Genomic DNA, 20652 nt, shown 5'->3' with positions numbered 1-20652 from the left:
CCCGGCGCAGGCGTGCGCGGCCTCGATCCGCCGCCACGACGCGGGCCGTTCCACCGCGAACGCGCTGCGCAGCGCGGGCGCCTCGGGCCGCGAGGGCTGATAGAGCCATGTGTCGAACAGCGAGGCCAACGGCTTGCCCGACACCTTCTCCGCGTACGCCACGAAGTCCGAGATCTTCGCGTTGCCGTACCGGCGCACGCGCGGCCAGCCCTTCAGAATCGCGAAGAAGTCCTTGTCGCCCACCGCGTTGCGCAACGCCTGGATGGCCATCGCCCCCCGGTCGTACACGGCGGCGTCGAACTGCTTGTCCGGGCCGGGGTCGCCCGGCTTCACCGTCCAGAACGGGTCGCTCGCCGGGTGCCGCGCGTACGCGTAGTCGGCGAGCTGCTGCGCGGTACCGTCGCCCTCCTTCTCCGACCACAGCCACTGCGCGTAGGTGGCGAAGCCCTCGTTGAGCCAGATGTCCTTCCAGCCGGCGACGGAGACGGAGTCGCCGTACCACTGGTGGGCCAGCTCGTGCACGATCACCGACACGTTGGCGCCGTTCCTGAACTGGGCCGGGCTGTAGAACGGGCGGGTCTGCGTCTCGAGCGCGAAGTGGCTCGGCACGTTCGGCACGTATCCGCCGACCGCGTCGTAGGGGTAGGGCCCGAACACCGACTCCAGCCACTCGGTGACCTCGCCGGTGCGTTCCACGCTCGCCTTCGCGGCGCCGTAGTCGTCGCCCAGATCCTTGCTGTAGGCGTTGACGACCGGCAGCCCGTCGGCCGTCCTCCCGGTCGTGATGTCGAACTTGCCGACCGCGAGCGTCGCCAGATACGTCGCCTGCGGCTTGTGCGAGCGCCAGTCGAAGCGGGTCCAGCCCAGCCTCGACGTCTTCGACTGCAGCGTCCCGTTGGAGATCGCCTGGGTGCCGTCGGGCACGGCCACCGACACGTCGTACGTCGCCTTGTCGCGGGGGTGGTCGTTGGACGGGAACCACCAGGCCGCAGCCTCCGGCTCGTTGGCGGCCACACCGCCGTCCGGGGTGCGCTGCCAGGACGTGAAACCCCACAGCTGCACCTTCGACGGCTTGCCGGAGTACTTGACGACCACCGTGAAGGGCGAGCCCTTCGGCAGCCCCGACGGCGGCGTGATCTGCAGCTCCTGCACGCCCGACGTGGCGAAGCGCGCCTTCTCGCCGTTGACCCGCACCTCGCTCGCGGTCAGTCCGAAGTCGAGGTCGAAGCGGGACAGGTCCTGCGTGGCGGAGGCGAGGATCGTCGCCGTGCCCCGCAGCAGATCCGTCTTCGGCTGGTAGGTGAGGTGCAGATCGTAGTGGGAGACGTCGTAGCCGCCGTTCCCGTACGTCGGGTAGTAGGGGTCGCCGATGCCCGGCGCTCCCGGCTCGAAGTCGGCGGCCGATGCCGGGATCGCCAGCACGAGGGAGGCCGCGAGTGCGCCGGGAACGATGAGTCTGCGGTACACGGATGCTCCAAGTCGTCGGGTCCGGACGGGGGTTGACGCCGTCCGCGAGCCCATTCAGCACCGGGCGCCCCGGTCGTGTCCACGGCCCCCGCCGCCACACGATCGCCATTCGGCCGACATGCGCCACCTCCGCCCGGCGTCTCGGCCCGCACGGTTGCGCGGCCTCACCACGCCCGCCGGCCCGCCCACGGGGAACAGGGGCTCCGCCACCCGGCCCGGACACGTGGCCGCCCGAGTCCGACCTGGTCGGGCCGCATAGGATCCCCCTTGATGACTGCCACCCTCGTAGCCAAGAACCTCGCCGCGGGACACGGTGACCGCTCCCTGTTCGGCGGGCTCGACCTCGTCGTCGCGCCCGGCGACGTGATCGGGCTCGTCGGCGCCAACGGTGCGGGCAAATCCACCCTGCTGCGCCTCCTCGCGGGCCTGAGCGCCCCGGAGGACGGCGAGCTGCGGCTGTCCCCGCCGACCGCGGCCGTCGGCCACCTTCCGCAGGAGCCGGAGCGCAGGCCCGGCGAGACGGTCCGCGCGTTCCTGGCCCGCCGCACCGGCGTCGCCGACGCCCAGCGCGCGATGGACGCCGCCACCCAGGCCCTGGTCGACGGCGCGCCAGGCGCCGACGACGCGTACGCGACGAGCCTGGAACGCTGGCTGCATCTGGGCGGCGCCGACCTGGACGAGCGCGCCGAGGAGGTCGCGGGCCAGCTCGGCCTGAGCGTCGGCCTCGACCAGGCCATGACGACCCTGTCCGGCGGCCAGGCGGCACGCGCGGGCCTCGCCTCCCTCCTCCTGTCCCGCTATGACGTCTTCCTCCTGGACGAGCCGACCAACGACCTCGACCTGGACGGCCTGGAACGCCTGGAGACCTTCGTGCGGGGCCTGCGCGCGGGCACCGTCGTCGTCAGCCACGACCGCGAGTTCCTCACCCGGACCGTCACCAAGATCCTCGAACTCGACCTCGCCCAGCAGCAGATCAACCTCTACGGCGGCGGCTACGACGCCTACCTGGAGGAACGTGAGGTCGCGCGGCGGCACGCGCGCGACGAGTACGAGGAGTACGCGGACAAGAAGGCGGCGCTCGAAGGGCGCGCCCAGATGCAGCGCACCTGGATGGACAAGGGCGTCAAGAACGCCCGCCGCAAGGCGACCGACAGCGACAAGATCGGTCGCAAGTTCCGCAGCGACGCGAGCGAGAAGCAGGCGGCCAAGGCACGCCAGACGCAGCGCATGATCGAACGCCTGGATGTCGTCGAGGAGCCCCGCAAGGAGTGGGAGCTGCGCATGGAGATCGCGGCGGCGCCCCGCTCGGGCGCCGTGGTGGCCGCGCTGCGCGACGCCGAGCTGCGCCGTGGCGACTTCCGGCTCGGCCCGGTCACGCTCCAGATCGACTGGGCGGACCGCGTCGCGATCACCGGGGCCAACGGCTCCGGCAAGTCGACCCTCCTCGCCGCGCTGCTGGGCCGTACCGCCCTCGACGCGGGGCAGGCGACGCTCGGTCCCGGCGTCGTGGTGGGGGAGATCGACCAGGCACGCGCCCTGTTCCACGGACCGCAGACACTGCTCGACGCGTTCGGCGCGGCGGTTCCCGACACCGAACCGGCCGACGTGCGCACCCTGCTCGCCAAGTTCGGCCTCAAGGCCGGTCATGTGCTGCGCCCCGCGGTGACACTCTCACCGGGAGAACGCACCCGCGCCGCCCTCGCCCTGCTCCAGGGCAGGGGCGTCAACCTGCTGGTCCTCGACGAGCCGACCAACCACCTCGACCTCCCGGCGATCGAGCAGCTGGAGTCGGCCCTGGAGAGCTACCAGGGCACGCTGCTCCTGGTCACGCACGACCGGAGGATGCTGTCCGCGGTCCGCACGACCAGGCGCTTCGAGGTGGCTGAGGGAAAGGTGAGCGAACTCTAGGGCCGCGGGAACGGCGCAAGAAGGAGCGCGGGGAACCGCGCGACCGGCCACGACGGACCCGCAGTTCCCCACGGACAAGACCCGGACGGCGCTCAGCCTCAGGCGAGCCCGGCCTTCCGCAGCGCGTCGGCCATGGCCGAGTTGGCGGGGGTGGGCGCGCCACCCTGCCGCCCCTTGCCACCCCGGCCACCGGATCCCCGCCCACCCGACGAAGACGACTTCTGCCGCGGCGGCTTCCGGTCACCCCGGTCACCCCGCTCCGCCCGGCCGCCGGAGGCGTCGTCGTCGAGCCGCAGCGTCAGCGAGATCCGCTTGCGCGGCACGTCGACGTCCAGGACCTTGGCCTTGACGATGTCACCGGGCTTGACGACATCGCGCGGGTCCTTCACGAAGGTCCGCGACAGGGCCGACACATGCGCGAGGCCGTCCTGGTGCACGCCGACGTCGATGAACGCCCCGAACGCCGCGACGTTCGTCACGACGCCCTCCAGGACCATGCCCGGCTCCAGGTCGGAGATCTTCTCGACGCCCTCCTTGAAGACGGCCGTCCTGAACGCGGGCCGCGGGTCGCGTCCCGGCTTCTCCAGCTCCTTGAGGATGTCCGTCACCGTCGGCAGACCGAACGTCTCGTCGACGAAGTCGCCCGGCCTCAGCGAGCGCAGTGTCCCCGTGTCACCGATCAGTGCGCCGACCTCGCCGCCGGTCGCCTTCGCCATGCGCCGCACCACCGGGTACGCCTCCGGGTGCACGGAGGACGCGTCCAGCGGGTCGTCGCCGCGGATGCGCAGGAAGCCCGCGCACTGCTCGTACGCCTTCGGGCCGAGCCGGGCGACGTCCTTGAGGCCCTTGCGGTTGGTGAACGGGCCGTTGGCGTCGCGGTGCGCCACGATGTTCTCGGCGAGTCCGGCGCCGATGCCCGACACGCGCGCGAGCAGCGGCGCTGACGCCGTGTTCACGTCGACCCCCACGCCGTTCACGCAGTCCTCGACCACGGCGTCGAGCGAGCGCGACAGCTTGGTCTCGCTCAGGTCGTGCTGGTACTGGCCGACCCCGATCGACTTCGGGTCGATCTTGACCAGCTCGGCCAGCGGGTCCTGCAGGCGCCGGGCGATCGAGACCGCGCCGCGCAGCGACACGTCCATGTCCGGCAGTTCCTGCGAGGCGAAGGCGGAGGCCGAGTAGACCGAGGCGCCCGCCTCGCTCACCATCACCTTGGTGAGCTTCAACTCCGGGTGCTTGGCGATGAGTTCACCGGCGAGCTTGTCGGTCTCGCGGGATGCCGTGCCGTTGCCGATCGCGATCAGGTCGACCGCGTGCCGCTCGGCCAGCTCCGCCAGTTTGGCGAGCGACTCGTCCCAGCGGTTGGCCGGAACGTGCGGGTGGATGACATCGGTGGCCACGACCTTGCCCGTCGCGTCGACGACCGCGACCTTCACACCCGTACGGAACCCGGGGTCGAGCCCCAGCGTCGCCCGCGTGCCCGCCGGGGCGGCGAGCAGCAGGTCCCGCAGGTTGGCCGCGAACACCTTGACCGCCTCGTCCTCGGCGGCCGTGCGCAGCCGCAGCCGCAGGTCGAGGCCGAGGCGCACGAGGATGCGGGTGCGCCAGGCCCAGCGGACCGTGTCGGCGAGCCACTTGTCCGCCGCACGCCCCTGGTTCCGGATCCCGAACCGGTCGGCGATGATCGGCTCGTACGACGAAGAGGTGCCGGGCGCGGCCGGGGTGTCGTCGGCGGACGGCTCCTCGGGCTCCAGGGCGAGTTCGAGCACGTCCTCCTTCTCGCCGCGCAGCATCGCCAGGACCCGGTGCGAGGGCAGCTCGGTGAACGGCTCGGCGCAGTCGAAGTAGTCGGCGAACTTGGCGCCCGCCTCCGCCTTGCCTTCCTTGACCTTCGCCGCGAGCCGCCCGCGCGTCCACATCCGCTCGCGCAGCTCGCCGATCAGGTCGGCGTCCTCGGAGAACCGCTCCGTGAGGATCGCCCGGGCGCCGTCGAGCGCTGCCTGCGCGTCGGCGACGCCCTTGTCGGCGTCCACGAACGCGGCCGCGGCGGCCGCCGGTTCCACGGTCGGGTCGGCGAGCAGCCCGTCGGCGAGCGGTTCGAGCCCCGCCTCGCGCGCGATCTGCGCCTTGGTGCGCCGCTTCGGCTTGAACGGCAGGTAGATGTCCTCAAGGCGCGCCTTGGTGTCGGCGGCGAGGATCTGAGCCTCCAGCTCGCCGGTGAGCTTGCCCTGCTCGCGCACCGAGTCCAGCACGGCGGCGCGCCGCTCCTCCAGCTCGCGCAGGTACCGCAGCCGCTCCTCCAGGGTGCGCAGCTGGGCGTCGTCCAGCGACTCCGTCGCCTCCTTGCGGTAGCGGGCGATGAAGGGCACCGTCGAACCGCCGTCAAGGAGGTCCACGGCGGCCTTCACCTGCCGCTCCCGTACGCCGAGTTCCTCGGCAATCCTGCCTTCGATGGACCCAACAGTGGGTGTCGCCACGATCCCGTACCGCCTCAGTCGAATGAGCTTGCGCCGCAATTGTGGCAGGTGGCGCCGACAACGGGGGATCAGGGCACGGACCCGCGGCCCGCCCGGCCGGTCAGGCCGTGGCCTTGCCGATCAGGTCGGCGGGGAACGCGCCGTTCGCCAGCGCGGTGCCGACGAAGGCCGTGGCCAGCTCGGTCAGCCGCGCCACGCCGGCCTCCCCGAGGTGCTCGTACGGCGCCTGGTCGAGGGCGTCCGTGCGCTCCTCGACGGCGGCGCGCAGGCGGGCGCCCTCCTCGGTCAGCGTCGGCTCCTCGTCGTCCGTGAGCAGCCCGCGCGCCCGCAGCCGCCCGGCCGCCGCCGCGTAGTCGTCCTCGTTCCAGCCGCGCGTGGCGAGCAGCCACTTGGGGGCCATGCCCTTACCGGTCGCGACATGGCTGACGAGCGCCTCCACCGGGTCGAGCCCGGCGTCGAGGAGTGCCGCCAGGTGGCCGTCGCCGCGGTGCTCGCGCAGCAGCGTCGTCGCGTGCCAGTACGCCATGTGCGGCGCTTCGGGGACCGGCAGATCGGCGTGGGCCGCGTACAGAGCCCGGGCGTGTCGCGTGCACGCCTCGGTGGCGCGCAGGGCGAGTTCGGCCGCCTCGGCCATCGCGTCGGAGGTGAGGGTCTCGGGCCCCAGGAGGCGGGCCAAAGTCGCGTCCACGGCACGCGCGCGTGCCGCGAGCACCGCCTCGGGCGAGGCGATCCGCCACACCGCGGGGACGTGCTCGGCCACCAGCTCGTGGCTGAAGTTGTAGAAGGCCGCCGTCACCGCCCCCGCGCCGACCGCGCCCATGGCCGCGGACCGTGCCGCGAAATAGGCGGCGCGCGGATGCGTGACGCCCACCGCGGCCAGCTCCCGCGCCAGTTCGGGCGCGAAGTAGTGCGCGGAGTGCAGCGGGTTGAGGAGGTTGTGGCAGTGGCGGGCGGCGCGCGGGCGCGGGTCTGGGCTCATACCCGTATGTTACCGACTGGTTGGTACGTGAGGACCGGCAGGCGGCGTCCATGGCAGGAAAGGTGGGATATTCGCCATTGCGGACACGCGGGACGCGCCGAAGAATCGTGTCCATGGCTCCCCGTACCGTTCTGGTCCCGCTCTTCGACAGGGTGCAGAGTCTCGACGTCACCGGCCCCGTCGAGGTCTTCGCCGGGGCCGGGCCCGCCCTCGGCGACCCGTGCGCCGGATACCGCGTCCTGACGGCCACCCTTGACGGCGGCCCGGTCCGCACCTCCAGCGGCCTGACCCTCACGCCCGACCACGCCCTCGCCGACGCGCCGGCCCCGCACACCCTCCTCGTCCCCGGCGGACAGGGCACCCGGGACCCGGACCCGCGCCTGGTCGCCTGGCTGACGGAGCACGCGCCGCGGGCCCGGCGGATCGTCTCGGTCTGCTCGGGCGCCGCGTTGCTCGCCATGACCGGCCTGCTCGACGGGCGCAGGGTCACCACGCACTGGGCGTACTGCGACGAGCTCGCCCGCGCCCACCCGCGCGTCGAGGTCGACCCCGACCCCATCTACGTACGCGACGGGAACGTGGCGACCTCCGCCGGGGTCACCTCGGGCATCGACCTGGCGCTCGCCCTGGTCGAGGAGGACCACGGCCGCGACGTGGCGCTGACGATCGCCCGCCGCCTGGTCGTGTTTCTGCGGCGGCCGGGCAACCAGGCCCAGTTCAGCGCCCAGCTCGCCGCGCAGACGGCCCGCCGCGAACCGCTGCGCGAGGTGCAGCAGTGGATCACCGAGCACCCCGACGGCGACCTGTCCGTCGAGGCGCTGGCCGCCCGTGCCCGGCTCTCGCCGCGCCACTTCGCCCGCGCCTTCCAGACGGAGACCGGCCTGACGCCGGGCAAGTACGTCGAGCGGGTCCGCGTCGAGCACGCCCGCCGCCTCCTGGAGGACACCGGGGGCGGCGTGGCCGAGATCGCCCGGTCCAGCGGCTACGGCACCCCCGAGGCCATGCGCCGCGCGTTCCTCAAGACCCTCGGCACCTCACCGGCCGAGTACCGGCGCCGCTTCCGCGCCCCGTTGGAGGCGTGAGCCCATCACCTGCCGACACCGGCCGTCCCGGCCACCCCGCCCCGCGCACATGAGCAGAAGGAGTCCCGTGCAGATCGCCATCGCCCTCTACGAACGCTTCACCGCCCTCGACGCCATCGGCCCCTACCAGACCCTCGGCGCCATGCCCGGCGCCGACGTCGTCTTCGTCGCCGAGAAGGCCGGTCCCGTACGCGACGACGCGGGGCGGCTCGCGCTCGTCGCCGACAAGACCCTCGACGAGGTGCGGCACCCGGACATCGTCGTCGTGCCGGGCGGCCCCGGACAGAGCGACCAGATGGAGAACGAGGCGCTGCTCGGCTGGCTGCGCGCGGTCGACGTCGGCACGACGTGGACGACGTCCGTGTGCACCGGCTCCCTGGCCCTCGCGGCCGCCGGTCTCCTGAAGGGCCGGGAGGCCACCTCGCACTGGCTCGCCCTCCAGGAGCTCGACAAGCTCGGCGTCCGCTCGACCGGGAAGCGCGTGGTCTTCGACGGCAAGTACGTGACCGCGGCAGGCGTCTCGTCCGGGATCGACATGGGCCTCGCCCTGGTCGGCCGGATCGCGGGCGACGACGCGGCGCGGTCCGTGCAGCTGATGACCGAGTACGACCCGCAGCCGCCCTACGACGCCGGTTCCCCCGACAAGGCCCCCGCCCACATCGTCGCCAGGTTCCGCGACGCCAGCCGGTTCACTGACGACCCGGCTCCGGCGTCCAGCTGAACCGCGGCGGCCTGCGGTCCAGGAAGGCGGCGACACCCTCGGCGGTGTCGCCGCTGCCGCGCTCCTGCGCCGCCCAGTACGCGTCCCGGTCCGTGCGCCCGTCCGCGAACTCCTTGGCCGACGCCTGCGTCAGCTGCGAGCGGGCGGCGAGCACGCGCGTGAACTCCTCGACCCGCTTGTCCAGTCCGCCCTCCGCGTGCACCTCGTCGACGAGTCCCGTGCGCAGCGCCCGCTCCGTGCCGATCAACTCACCCGAGAAGAGCAGGTACTTGGCGGTGGCGGGGCCCACCAGGGCGGCGAGGCGCCGCGTGGACGAGGACGCGTACACGATGCCGAGCTTCGCCGGGGTCACCCCGAACAGCGCGTTCTCGGCGGCGAACCGCAGGTCGCAGGCGGCCGCCAGCTGACAGCCGCCGCCCACGCAGTGGCCGCGCACCACGGCGAGCGTCGGCTTCGGGAAGGCGGCGAGGGCCTCCTCCGCCGCGACCGCGAGCCGCCGCGCCGCGTCCGCGTCCCCACCGAGACCGGAGATGTCGGCGCCCGCGCAGAAGGTGTCGCCCGCACCCGTCAGAGCCAGCACCCGCACGGCGGGGTCCGCCGCGAGCCGGTCGAGCAGCGGCGGCAGCGCCGCCCACATCGCGTCGGTCATGGCGTTGCGCCGGGCCGGATGGCTGATGACGACGGTGGCGACCCCGTCGGCCACGGTGTGCGTGAGGGCGGGCGAGGGAGGTGCGGAAGCGGGCATGCCCCGGATCGTAACCGCCCCGGACGGACCGCCGAGTCCGTACAACAAGCTGAAGAGCACCCGAAAGACGAACAACCGGGACAGGACCTGTCGTCCGACCGTCCCGGTCATGCGCCGACGATCAAATTCCGTCGATAGTGGCTGACTTCTGGTCAGTTCTCGGGTCGGGGCCAGGGGATTCCCAACACTCGAGGGGTGGTGACAATCGAGCGCAAGGGCGGCGACCGGACGATGAGCGACCACGGGAGGGCCGGAGGACCTTCCGGGGGACCACCGCTGCCGTACGAGGGGGTCTGGCGCTTCACGGCCCCGGCCGTCGAGGCGTCGGTGCCGCAGGCCAGGCGGGCGGTGCGCGAGCTCCTCGCCCGTCAGGGCGTGCCCGCGTCGGACGACCTGGTCCACGGGCTGCTGGTGATCGTCTCCGAGCTGGTCACCAACGCGGTGAAACACGCCGCCGTGGTCTCGCCGATGCTCGCCGTGGAGGTCGGGGTCGGCGCCGAATGGGTGCGCGTCTCCGTGGAGGACGAGCACCCGTACCGGCCCACGGCGCTCGAGGCGACCAGCGGCCAGACCGGCGGTCGCGGGCTGCTGCTCGTGCGAGAGATCACCGGCGAGGCGGGGGGCGTCTGCGACGTGGAGCAGACGGCGAGCGGGGGCAAGGTGATCTGGGCCGCCCTGCCCCTCAAGCCACCGTCGGCGCCGTCGCGGGCCTGACCGGCGGCCAGGGCGTGTTTCGAAGGTCCCGCCTGCCCGGCGGCGCCGGGCACGCACGCTCGCCGCGTTGTCGGATCACCCCGATACGTCCAGTGTCGGGGCGGCCCTCCGCCTTGCGGTCGCACGCACCAGACGCCGCCGGGCCCGCCCCACGGGCGGACGACGCCACTTTCGAAACACGCCCTACCAGCCCGTGGCGGGGCCCGTCAGCTCCTTGATCGCGGGCCGTGCCGCGTCGAGCACCGTCATGAACCAGGCCGAGAACGGGTCCCGGGCGTGCCGCTCGGCCAGCTCGGCGGGCGTCACGAACACCGTGGCCCCGACCTCCTCGGGGTCCGGTTCGAGTGCGGCCTGCACCATCCCGACGAACAGGTGGTTGAACTCCTGCTCCACCAGGCCCGACTCGGGGTCCGGGTGGTTGTAGCGCACCGTGCCGGCCTCCGCGAGCAGCGAGGGCGAGACGCCCAGCTCCTCGAAGGTACGGCGGGCGGCCGCGGCGAACGGCGCCTCGCCCGGGTACGGGTGGCCGCAGCAGGTGTTCGACCACACGCCGGGGGAGTGGTACTTGCTCAGGGCCCGCTGCTGCAGCAGCAGCCGGCCCTGCTCGTCGAAGAGGAAGACCGAGAACGCCCGGTGCAGCCTGCCTGGTGGCTGATGCGCCGCGAGCTTCTCCTCCGTGCCGATCGTCCTGCCTTCCTCGTCGACGAGTTCCAGCAAGATCGCTTCTTTCGCGCCGTTCGGCGAGCTCTGCGCCGCGGTGGCAGGTGTGATCGGCATGCCCATCCTTTGCTTCGGTCCTCGAACCCCAAGTCTGCCGTACGGGACGCACAGTCCCCGCGCTGCGCGCGCCCCGCATGTCCCGCCCGGCCGGGAATCCGGGCGTGACTCACCGTAGGCGCCGCACCGGCGCCTCGGGCGGGCAGGTGGGAGAGCGTGCCCCGCGCGGGTGACCGGGGCCGCACCGGGTCGAACGAACCATCCGGACAGGGCGTTCGGCCGTGTCCGCGTTGACGGCGTGGACACCGGTCAGGAGATCGTCGGCCGCGGCGGCAGGCTCAGTGACAGAGTCTCGCCTCGTGCTCGGCGTGACCGCTGGGCTCCAGCTGGAACGTACAGTGCTCCACGTCGAAGTGGTCGCCCAGGCAGCCCTGCAGTTCGTGCAGCATCTTCTCGTGGCCGATCGCGTTCAGCACGTCCGAGCTGACCACCACGTGCGCGGAGAGCACCGGCATGCCCGAGGTGATCGTCCACGCGTGCAGGTCGTGGATGTCCTCGACGCCCGGCAGCGCGAGCACGTGCGCCCGGACCTCGCTCATGTCGACGCCCCGGGGAGCCGATTCGAGCAGGACGTTCAGGGTCTCGCGCAGCAGCTTCACCGTGCGCGGCACGATCATGAGGCCGATCACGAGGGACGCGATCGGGTCGGCCGACTGCCATCCCGTGGTGAGGATGACCGTCGCGGAGATCAGCACGGCCACCGAGCCGAGCGCGTCCGCGGCGACCTCCAGGAACGCGCCTCGTACGTTCAGACTCTCCTGCTGGCCCTTGACCAGCAGCGAGAGCGAGAACATGTTCGCGACCAGGCCGATGAGTCCGTAGACGATCGTCAGGCCGCCCGCGGTGTCGGCCGGTTCGATGAACCGCTGGACCGCCTCGTACAGCACGTATCCGCCGACGCCGAGCAGGAGCAGGCAGTTGGCGAGCGCCGCGAGGATCTCGGCGCGGGCGTAGCCGAACGTGCGCTGGTCGCTGGGTGGACGGTTGGCGAAGTGGATGGCGATCAGCGCCATCACCAGGCCGAGCCCGTCCGTCGCCATGTGGGCCGCGTCCGCGATCAGGGCGAGCGAGTCCGCGAGCAGACCGCCGACGATCTCCACCACCATCACCGTCAGCGTGATGCACAACGCGATGCGCAGCCGCCCCCGGTGAGCCGCCGCGGCCGTCCCGGCCGTGGGCCCGTGGCTGTGCCCGTGATCGTGCCCGACGCCCATGAAAACCGCCCTCCGTATCGGCTCGCCATCCGTTGGCGCGTGCCGCCGTGGTCGGGGCGGCGATCTCAGTGAACTACGGGGTGGGGGTATCCGCCAAACCTGGCATTGAACACGGTTGTCACTGTCCTGACCTGCGGAAACGTAAAGGCATATCGATGCAGGTCAGGACGGTGACACGATCGCTGCGCGGCTCACCCGGCGGCGGCCCGAGGGTGCCGCAGGCACCAGCCCCGCCATGCCGACGCGACCATCTCGCGCACCGGACGGGTCGCCGTCCAGCCCAGTTCCTTCTCGGCGAGGGCGGACGAGCCGACCGCACTCGGCGCGTCACCGGGGCGGCGCGGCTCGACCAGCGCGGGCGTCGGGTCCCCGGTCACTTCCGCGATCAGGTCGACGAGCTCGCGCACCGAGACGCCCCGGCCGGTGCCGATGTTGACCGTCAGATCACCGGCCGCGCCCGGGGCGGCCAGGCGGCGGGCGGCCGCGAGGTGCGCCTCGGCCAGGTCGGCGACGTGGATGTAGTCACGTACGCAGGTGCCGTCCGGCGTCGGATAGTCGTCGCCGAAGATCCGCGGAGCCTCCCCGCGCGCGAGCCGGTCGAAGACCATCGGGATCACGTTGAAGACGCCGATGTCCGCCAGCTCGGGCTCGGCGGCCCCCGCCACGTTGAAGTACCGCAGGCACACCGTCGCCATCCCGTGCGCCCGCCCGGCGGCGCGCACCAGCCACTCGCCCGCCAGCTTCGTCTCGCCGTACGGGTTCACGGGAGCACACGGTGTCGCCTCGGTGATCAGCTCACCGGGCCGCAGCTCGGGATCGCCGTAGACCGCGGCCGACGACGAGAAGACGAAACGGCGCACGCCCGCCTCCGCGACCGTCCGAAGCAGCGTGGCGAGCCCGCCCACGTTGTCGCGGTAGTACCGCTCGGGCTGCTCGACCGACTCCGCGACCTGCTTGTGCGCGGCCAGATGCACGACCCCGGTGACCCGGTGCTCCGCGCAGACCCTGGCCACCGTGTCGGCGTCCAGCGCCGAACCGCGCACCAGTGGGATGCGGTCCGGCAGGCGCTTCGGCACCCCGGACGTCACGTTGTCGAGGACCACGACCCGTTCCCCCGCGCCCGCCATGGCACGTGTCACATGTGCCCCGATGTATCCGGCTCCGCCGGTGATCAGCCACGTCATGACGCACCACCCTAAAGCGGAACGCGGCGGTCCCCGGGTTTGTGGCGCGGCGGCTTGATCGACAATGATGAGCCCCGCGGCCGCACCGGCACAGAGCACGTCGGACGGCGGTCGATCGGGCCGTTAACGGGCGGTGAACTTCCGCCCTCCGGCATCCGATAGCCTCTGCCGACATGCCGCCCGGCCGGTCCCGCCACACGGCTCCGGGCGATTTCCCCTGCATGAGCCCGGCGCGCCCACGCGTCGGCACCCGAGGAGTGAGTTCGTCTGTCGACCGCCATCGTCACCGGTCAGCCGGTTCCCGGATCGTCCCTGGAGGGCGACCTGCGGGAGCTGGGCTTCGACGTGCGGCTCGCCCCGGGGCCGCGGGACGCCGAAGCGGCGCTCGCGGCCGTCCCCGGCGACGAGCGGGTCGCCGTCGTCGACGCCGGCTTCGTGGGCCATGTCCACGCGCTGCGTCTGGGCCTGACCGACCCCCGCTTCGCCGTCGCCGCCGTCCCCGGTGCGGTCACCGCCAAGGCGGAGGCGCGTCAGGCGCTCAGCCGCGCGGCCCACGCGTCCGGCATCACCCCGGACGCCCTCGCCGCCGGCCTGGAGGCGTCGGGCACCGCCGTGCACCGCCCCGACCTCGGCGAACTCGTCGCCGTCGTGGCGAGCGACCCCCAGTCGCGCAACGAGGCCCGGCAGGCCGTCGCCGCCGTCGACGACGAGGCGTTCCGCCTGCGCACCGCGGTCAAGGCCCGCGACGGCTTCTTCACCACACACTTCATCAGCCCGTACTCCCGCTACGTCGCGCGCTGGTGCGCCCGCCGCGGCCTGACCCCGAACCAGGTCACCACCGCGTCACTGCTCACCGCGCTGATCGCGGCGGCCGGCGCGGCCACCGGCACCCGCGTGGGCTTCGTCGCCGCGGGCGTCCTGCTGCTCGCCTCCTTCGTCCTGGACTGCACCGACGGACAGCTGGCCCGCTACTCGCTGCAGTACTCGACGCTCGGCGCCTGGCTCGACGCCACGTTCGACCGCGCCAAGGAGTACGCCTACTACGCCGGCCTCGCGCTCGGCGCCGCTCACGCGAGCGGTGGCGGAGACGACGTATGGGCCCTGGCGCTCGGCGCGATGATCCTGCAGACCTGTCGGCACGTGGTCGACTTCTCCTTCAACGAGGCCAACGCCGGGGATCCTGCCGCGACCGCCAACACCAGCCCCACGGCGGCGCTCTCGGACCGGCTCGACAGCGTCGGCTGGACCGTCTGGCTGCGCCGCATGATCGTGCTGCCCATCGGCGAACGCTGGGCGCTCATCGCGGTCCTCACCGCACTCACCACCCCCCGCATCACCTTCTACGCGCTGCTCGTGGGCTGCGCCTTCGCCGCCTGCTACACCACCGCGGGCCGGGTGCTGCGCTCGCTGACCCGCAAGGCGGAAAGGACCGACCGGGCCGCGCGGGCGCTGGCCGACCTCGCGGACTGCGGCCCGATCGCCGAGGCGGTCGGCAGGGCGGGCCGGCTCGCCAAGGCCGGTCTCGCCCCGGTGCTCGCGGCCGTCGGCGCGGTGGCCGTCGTCACCGTGAGCGGTCTCACGCACTTCGGCGGGCCCTGGCCGGCCGTCGCCGCCGCCGGGTACTGCCTCACATCGGGCCTCGCCGTCGCCCGCCCCCTCAGGGGCGCCCTCGACTGGCTCGTGCCCCCGCTGTTCCGGGCCGCCGAGTACCTGACGATCCTGCTCCTCGCGGCCCGCGCGGACGTGAACGGAGCCTTGCCCGCGGCTTTCGGGCTGGTTGCCGCGGTCGCCTACCATCACTACGACACGGTGTACCGCATCCGCGGTGACGCCGGGGCGCCCCCGCACTGGCTGGTGCGGGCGATCGGCGGGCACGAGGGCAGGACGCTACTGGTCACCGTGCTGGCCGCGGCCTGTGCCCCCGCGGACTTCACGGTCGCGCTCACGGTCTGCGCCGTGCTCGTGGCCCTTGTGGTGCTCGCCGAGAGCATCAGCTTCTGGGTCTCCGCTCACCAGCGTGGAGCACCCGCCGTTCACGATGAAGGAGAACCCGCATGATCGGCCTCGTCCTGGCCGCCGGCGCCGGCAGTCGGCTCCGTCCCTACACCGAGACGCTCCCCAAGGCGCTGGTGCCCGTCGTCGGCGAGGGGACCGAGAACGAGCTCTCCGTCCTCGACCTCACCCTGAAGAACTTCGCCGAGATCGGCCTGAGCGAGGTCGGCATCATCGTCGGCTACCGCAAGGAGGTCGTCCACGAGCGCAAGGCCGCGCTCGAGGCGAAGTACGGCCTGAAGCTGACGCTCATCGAGAACGACGTCGCGGAGAAGTGGAACAACGCCTACTCCCTGTGGTGCGGCCGTGACGCCATCAAGCACAGCGTCATCCTCGCCAACGGCGACACCGTCCACCCCGTCTCCGTCGAGAAGACGCTGCTCGCCGCCCGCGGCGACGGCAAGAAGATCATCCTCGCCCTGGACACGGTGAAGACCCTGGGCGAGGAGGAGATGAAGGTCGTCGCGGATCCCGAGAAGGGCGTCCAGAAGATCACGAAGCTGATGGACCCCGCCGAGGCCACCGGCGAGTACATCGGCGTCACCCTCATCGAGGGCGAGGCCGCCGACGAACTGGCCGACGCCCTCAAGGCCACCTACGAGCGCGACCCGCAGCTGTACTACGAGGACGGCTACCAGGAGCTGGTCAACCGCGGTTTCAAGGTCGACGTCGAGCCCATCGGCGACGTCAAGTGGGTCGAGATCGACAACCACGAGGACCTGGCCAAGGGGCGGGAGATCGCGTGCCAGTACTGACGAGGCTCATCCCCTCGCCGGTCGTCGTCGACATCCGGCCGGGAGCGCTCGACGACCTGGGGACGATCCTGTCCGACCAGCGCATCGCGCCCTCCGGCCGACTGGCCTTCGCCGTCAGCGGCGGCTCGGGCCGGACACTTCGCGAGCGCTTCGCCCCGGCCTTCCCCGACGCGGACTGGTTCGACGACGCCGACGGCACCATCGACGGTGCCGTCAAGCTCGCCGACTCGGTCAAGAAGGGCGGTCACTACGACGCCCTCATCGGGCTCGGCGGCGGCAAGGTCATCGACTGCGCGAAGTACGCCGCCGCCCGCGTGGGGCTGCCCCTGGTCGCCGTGGCGACCAACCTCGCCAACGACGGCCTGTGCTCGCCCGTCGCCACGCTCGACAACGACGCGGGCCGCGGCTCCTACGGCGTGCCCAACCCGATCGGGATCGTCATCGATCTGGACGTCATCCGCGAGGCGCCGGTCCGCTTCGTACGGGCCGGAATCGGCGACGTGATCTGCAAGATCTCCGCCGTGGCCGACTGGGAGCTGTCCAACCGGGAGAACGGCGAGCAGGTCGACGGCCTGGCCGCCGCGATGGCCCGGCAGGCCGCCGAGGCCGTGCTGCGCCACCCGGGCGGTGTGGGCGACGACTCGTTCCTCACCACCCTCGCCGAGTCCCTCGTGCTCTGCGGGATCTCGATGTCGGTCGCGGGCGACAGCCGCCCGGCCTCCGGCGCCTGCCACGAGATCAGCCACGCCTTCGACCTGAAGCACCCCAGGCGCAGCGCCCTCCACGGAGAGCAGTGCGGCCTCGGCGGGGCCTTCGCCACGTTCCTGCGCGGCGACCGGGACACGGCGGGCCAGATGGCCGACGTGCTGCGCCACCACGGACTCCCGGTCCTCCCGGAGGAGATCGGCTTCAGCGTGGACGAGTTCGTCCACGTCGTGGAGTTCGCCCCCGAGACCCGGCCCGGCCGCTACACCATCCTCGAACACCTCGACCTGTCCATCGACGCGATCAGGGACGCCTACGCCGACTATGCAAAAGCCATCGGTAGCTGAACTGCGCCCGGTCGTTCACCCCGCGGGTGTGAAGGACCGGCGCAGCGGTGAGCACTGGGCAGGACGGCTCTACATGCGCGAGATCTCGCTGCGCATAGACCGCCACCTGGTGAACACGAAGGTCACGCCCAACCAGCTGACGTACGTGATGACCGTCGCGGGTGCCCTTGCCGCGCCCGCGTTGCTCGTGCCGGGCGTGTGGGGCGCCGTGCTCGGCGTCGTCGCGGTCCAGCTGTATCTGCTGTTCGACTGCGTCGACGGCGAGATCGCACGCTGGAAGAAGCAGTACTCCCTCGCCGGCGTCTACCTGGACCGGGTCGCCGCCTACCTGTGCGACGCGGCGGTCCTCGTCGGCTTCGGCCTGCGCGCCGCCGACCTGTGGGGGCCGGGCCGGATCGACTGGCTGTGGGCCTTCCTGGGCACGCTGGCCGCGCTCGGCGCCATCCTGATCAAGGCCGAGACCGACCTGGTCGGCGTCGCCCGGCACCAGGCCGGCAAGGAACCTGTCAAGGAGGCCGCCTCCGAGATCCGCTCGTCCGGCATGGCGCTGGCCCGCAAGGCCGCCGCGGCGCTCAAGTTCCACCGGCTCGTCCTGGGCGTCGAGGCGTCGCTGCTGATCCTCGTCCTCGCCGTCGTGGACCACGTCCGGGGCGACCTGTTCTTCTCCCGCCTCGGCGTCGCCGTCCTCGCGGGCATCGCGCTGCTCCAGACGCTGCTGCACCTCGTGTCCGTCCTCGCTTCGAGCAGGCTCAAGTGAGTACGGAACAGCGCCGGCCGCTCAAGGTCGGCGCGGTCGTCATCACGATGGGCAACCGCCCGGCCGAACTGCGCGCCCTGCTCGACTCGGTCGCCGGGCAGGACGGCGACCGGGTCGAGGTGGTCGTGGTCGGCAACGGCTCGCCGGTGCCGGACGTCCCGGACGGTGTGCGGACCATCGAGCTGCCGGAGAACCTCGGCATCCCGGGCGGGCGCAACGTCGGGATCGAGGCGTTCGGGCCGTGCGGCGCCGACGTCGACATCCTGATGTTCCTCGACGACGACGGCCGGCTGCCCCGTACCGACACGGCCGAGCTGTGCCGCGCGGCCTTCGCCGCCGACCCGAGGCTCGGCATCGTCAGCTTCCGCATCGCGGACCCGGACACCGGCGAGACCCAGCGCCGGCACGTGCCGAGGCTGCGCGCCGCCGACCCGATGCGTTCCTCGCGGGTCACCACGTTCCTCGGCGGCGCCAACGCGGTGCGCACCCGCGTCTTCGCCGAGGCCGGCACGCTGCCGGGCGAGTTCTTCTACGCCCACGAGGAGACCGACCTGGCCTGGCGGGCCCTCGACGCGGGCTGGCTGATCGACTACCGCGCCGACATGGTGCTGCACCACCCGACCACCGCCCCGTCGCGGCACGCGGTCTACCACCGGATGGTGGCCCGTAACCGGGTCTGGCTGGCCCGGCGCAACCTGCCCGTGCCGCTGATCCCGGTGTACCTCGGCGTCTGGCTGCTCCTGACGCTCGCCCGCCGCCCCTCGGGGCCCGCCCTGAGGGCCTGGCTGGGCGGATTCAAGGAGGGCTGGACGACGCCCTGCGGTCCGCGGCGCCCCATGAAGTGGCGCACGGTGTGGCGGCTGACCAGACTGGGCCGACCCCCGGTCATCTGACAAGCTCGAACGCGGGAGCAGGCGCACCGAACCCGGCCGACGGCTCCCGGACCTGCCCGACCGGGCTGCGTTCCGAAGACGAAAGATCCCTTGTGAGTGAGACAATGCACGACGGCGGTGTCGCGGTGACCGCGGCCCCGTCGCCCGACGACGGACTCGCCCCGGCCGAGCTCGCCGCCAAGTACGGCCTGTCCGTCAGCGGCGCCCGACCCGGCCTGAGCGAGTACGTGCGCCAGCTGTGGGGGCGGCGCCACTTCATCCTGGCGTTCTCGCAGGCCAAGCTGACCGCCCAGTACAGCCAGGCGAAGCTGGGCCAGGTCTGGCAGGTGGCTACTCCGCTGCTGAACGCGGCGGTCTACTACTTCATCTTCGGCAAGCTCCTCGGCACCGACCGCGGCATGGGACGGAACGTCTTCATCCCGTTCCTGGTGACGGGCGTCTTCGTCTTCACCTTCACGCAGTCGTCGGTCATGGCGGGCGTCCGCGCGATCTCCGGGAACCTGGGACTGGTACGCGCCCTGCACTTCCCGCGCGCGTCCCTGCCCGTCTCCTTCGCGCTCCAGCAGCTCCAGCAGCTGCTGTTCTCGATGATCGTGCTGTTCGTCATCGCGGTCGCCTTCGGCAGCTACCCGGGCCCGGCCTGGCTGCTGATCGTCCCGATCCTGGCCCTGCAGTTCCTGTTCAACACGGGCATCGCGATGATCATGGCGCGGGCGGGCGCGAAGACCCCCGACCTCGCGCAGCTCATGCCGTTCGTGATGCGTACGTGGATGTACATGTCGGGCGTCATGTTCAGCATCCCCACGATGCTCGCGGACAAGCACTGGCCGGCCTGGGTCATGAACGTCCTGCAGTGGAACCCGGCCGCCGTCTACATGGACCTGATGCGCTTCGCCCTCATCGACGGCTACGGTCAGGAGAACCTCCCGCACCACGTGTGGGCGATCGCGCTCGGCTGGGCCGTGGTCGTCGCCGTCGGCGGTTTCATCTACTTCTGGAAGTCGGAGGAGCGGTACGGCCGTGGCTGATCCCGAGAAGAAGGCCGGGGCGCACGTCCCCACGGTCATCGCCGACGAGCTGCACATCGTGTACCGCGTCAACGGCACCAGGGCGGGCAAGGGCAGCGCCACCGCCGCGCTGAGCCGCATGCTCAAGCGTGGCTCCGACGACGCGGAACGAGGCGTACGCAAGGTGCACGCCGTGCGCGGTGTCTCCTTCACCGCCTACCGCGGCGAGGCCATCGGCCTCATCGGCTCCAACGGCTCCGGCAAGTCGACGCTGCTGCGTGCCATCGCCGGACTGCTGCCCGCCGAGAAGGGCAAGGTCTACACCGACGGCCAGCCCTCGCTGCTCGGCGTCAACGCCGCCCTCATGAACGACCTGACCGGCGAGCGCAACGTCATCCTCGGCGGTCTCGCCATGGGCATGTCCCGCGAGCAGATCAAGGAGCGCTACCAGGACATCGTCGACTTCTCCGGCATCAACGAGAAGGGCGACTTCATCACCCTGCCGATGCGCACGTACTCGTCCGGCATGGCGGCGCGCCTGCGGTTCTCCATCGCGGCCGCCAAGGACCACGACGTACTGATGATCGACGAGGCCCTGGCCACGGGCGACCGCAAGTTCCAGAAGCGCTCCGAGGAGCGTATCCGTGAGCTGCGCAAGGAAGCCGGCACGGTCTTCCTGGTCAGCCACAACAACAAGTCGATCCGCGACACCTGCGACCGTGTCCTGTGGCTGGAGCGCGGTGAGCTGCGGATGGACGGCCCGACGGCCGAGGTGCTCAAGGAGTACGAGAAGTTCACGGGCAAGTGACAGGGCGTGTAAACCGCCCGGCGGCCCACTGCGTCTTCACAGGCCCCACCGGATTCCGTC

18 protein-coding genes are annotated in these 20652 nt (G+C 72.0%); 11 read left to right on the top strand and 7 right to left on the bottom strand.

The genetic code is table 11. From position 1 onward, the window contains the following. The coding region (locus OFY01_RS22320) for a M1 family metallopeptidase (RefSeq protein ID WP_266602686.1) at nt 1-1467 on the bottom strand (1467 nt) is incomplete at its 3' end. A 270-nt stretch (nt 1468-1737) separates the two neighbouring features. Between OFY01_RS22320 and OFY01_RS22315 the strand changes: the two genes are divergently transcribed. Continuing rightward, the gene (locus tag OFY01_RS22315) at nt 1738-3375 is read left to right on the top strand and encodes an ABC-F family ATP-binding cassette domain-containing protein (RefSeq protein WP_266602684.1); all 1638 of its coding nucleotides are present in this window, start codon (nt 1738-1740) and stop codon (nt 3373-3375) included. A 98-nt stretch (nt 3376-3473) separates the two neighbouring features. Here OFY01_RS22315 and OFY01_RS22310 read toward each other — a convergent pair whose 3' ends face one another. Continuing rightward, a complete protein-coding gene (locus OFY01_RS22310) occupies nt 3474-5852 on the bottom strand; it encodes a Tex family protein (protein WP_266602682.1) in 2379 nt (792 codons plus the stop codon). 100 nt (nt 5853-5952) lie between these two features. Then, nucleotides 5953-6831: an SCO6745 family protein gene (locus OFY01_RS22305; RefSeq protein WP_266602680.1), complete on the bottom strand. Its 879-nt coding sequence runs from the start codon at nt 6829-6831 to the stop codon at nt 5953-5955. Nucleotides 6832-6944: 113 nt separating this feature from the next. Here OFY01_RS22305 and OFY01_RS22300 point away from each other — a divergent pair, with 113 nt between their 5' ends. Both OFY01_RS22300 and OFY01_RS22295 read left to right on the top strand, forming a co-directional pair. Further along, nucleotides 6945-7913, top strand: a complete 969-nt coding sequence (locus OFY01_RS22300) for a GlxA family transcriptional regulator (protein ID WP_266602678.1) — start codon at nt 6945-6947, stop codon at nt 7911-7913. A gap of 67 nt (nt 7914-7980) precedes the next feature. Then, the gene (locus OFY01_RS22295) at nt 7981-8634 is read left to right on the top strand and encodes a DJ-1/PfpI family protein (protein ID WP_266602676.1); all 654 of its coding nucleotides are present in this window, start codon (nt 7981-7983) and stop codon (nt 8632-8634) included. On the opposite strand, the gene OFY01_RS22290 is transcribed toward OFY01_RS22295, so the two are convergent. Next, nucleotides 8603-9379: an enoyl-CoA hydratase/isomerase family protein gene (locus OFY01_RS22290; RefSeq protein WP_266602674.1), complete on the bottom strand. Its 777-nt coding sequence runs from the start codon at nt 9377-9379 to the stop codon at nt 8603-8605. The two genes, OFY01_RS22295 and OFY01_RS22290, sit on opposite strands and share 32 nt — an antisense overlap. A gap of 195 nt (nt 9380-9574) precedes the next feature. On the opposite strand from OFY01_RS22290, the gene OFY01_RS22285 reads away from it, so the two are divergent. After that, entirely contained in the window at nt 9575-10093 is a 519-nt protein-coding gene (locus tag OFY01_RS22285; RefSeq protein ID WP_266602672.1) for an ATP-binding protein, read from the top strand. 183 nt (nt 10094-10276) lie between these two features. Here OFY01_RS22285 and idi read toward each other — a convergent pair whose 3' ends face one another. The 3 genes from idi to galE form a co-directional block, all read right to left on the bottom strand. Continuing rightward, entirely contained in the window at nt 10277-10870 is a 594-nt protein-coding gene (gene idi / locus OFY01_RS22280) for an isopentenyl-diphosphate Delta-isomerase (RefSeq protein WP_266602670.1), read from the bottom strand. A gap of 278 nt (nt 10871-11148) precedes the next feature. After that, on the bottom strand, nt 11149-12084 hold the full coding sequence (locus OFY01_RS22275) for a cation diffusion facilitator family transporter (protein WP_266602668.1): 936 nt from the start codon (nt 12082-12084) through the stop codon (nt 11149-11151). A gap of 191 nt (nt 12085-12275) precedes the next feature. Next, a complete protein-coding gene (gene galE / locus OFY01_RS22270; RefSeq protein ID WP_266602666.1) occupies nt 12276-13268 on the bottom strand; it encodes a UDP-glucose 4-epimerase GalE in 993 nt (330 codons plus the stop codon). A gap of 267 nt (nt 13269-13535) precedes the next feature. Here galE and OFY01_RS22265 point away from each other — a divergent pair, with 267 nt between their 5' ends. The 7 genes from OFY01_RS22265 to OFY01_RS22235 all read left to right on the top strand — a co-directional run bounded on the left by OFY01_RS22265 (nt 13536) and on the right by OFY01_RS22235 (nt 20592). Next, nucleotides 13536-15326 (top strand): DUF5941 domain-containing protein, encoded by a 1791-nt coding sequence (locus OFY01_RS22265; protein WP_266602696.1) that lies wholly within the window; start codon nt 13536-13538, stop codon nt 15324-15326. Next, complete coding sequence (locus tag OFY01_RS22260) at nt 15323-16075, top strand: phosphocholine cytidylyltransferase family protein (protein WP_266602664.1); 753 nt, start codon at nt 15323-15325, stop codon at nt 16073-16075. The genes OFY01_RS22265 and OFY01_RS22260 overlap by 4 nt, the downstream gene beginning before the upstream one ends. Beyond that, entirely contained in the window at nt 16063-17127 is a 1065-nt protein-coding gene (locus OFY01_RS22255) for an iron-containing alcohol dehydrogenase family protein (protein ID WP_266602662.1), read from the top strand. The genes OFY01_RS22260 and OFY01_RS22255 overlap by 13 nt, the downstream gene beginning before the upstream one ends. Further along, the gene (locus OFY01_RS22250) at nt 17105-17884 is read left to right on the top strand and encodes a CDP-alcohol phosphatidyltransferase family protein (RefSeq protein ID WP_266602660.1); all 780 of its coding nucleotides are present in this window, start codon (nt 17105-17107) and stop codon (nt 17882-17884) included. Before OFY01_RS22255 ends, OFY01_RS22250 begins: the two co-directional genes overlap by 23 nt. A gap of 47 nt (nt 17885-17931) precedes the next feature. Beyond that, nucleotides 17932-18777, top strand: a complete 846-nt coding sequence (locus tag OFY01_RS22245; RefSeq protein ID WP_266602694.1) for a glycosyltransferase family 2 protein — start codon at nt 17932-17934, stop codon at nt 18775-18777. Nucleotides 18778-18869: 92 nt separating this feature from the next. Then, a complete protein-coding gene (locus OFY01_RS22240; RefSeq protein ID WP_266602659.1) occupies nt 18870-19805 on the top strand; it encodes an ABC transporter permease in 936 nt (311 codons plus the stop codon). After that, entirely contained in the window at nt 19798-20592 is a 795-nt protein-coding gene (locus OFY01_RS22235; protein WP_266602657.1) for an ABC transporter ATP-binding protein, read from the top strand. Before OFY01_RS22240 ends, OFY01_RS22235 begins: the two co-directional genes overlap by 8 nt. The last annotated feature ends 60 nt before the right edge of the window (nt 20593-20652 follow it).

It is taken from the genome of Streptomyces beihaiensis (assembly GCF_026274175.1).
In the GTDB taxonomy this organism is placed as follows: domain Bacteria; phylum Actinomycetota; class Actinomycetes; order Streptomycetales; family Streptomycetaceae; genus Streptomyces; species Streptomyces beihaiensis.
Note: the sequence above shows the minus strand (reverse complement) of the source record. Positions and strands in the feature narration are given on the sequence as shown.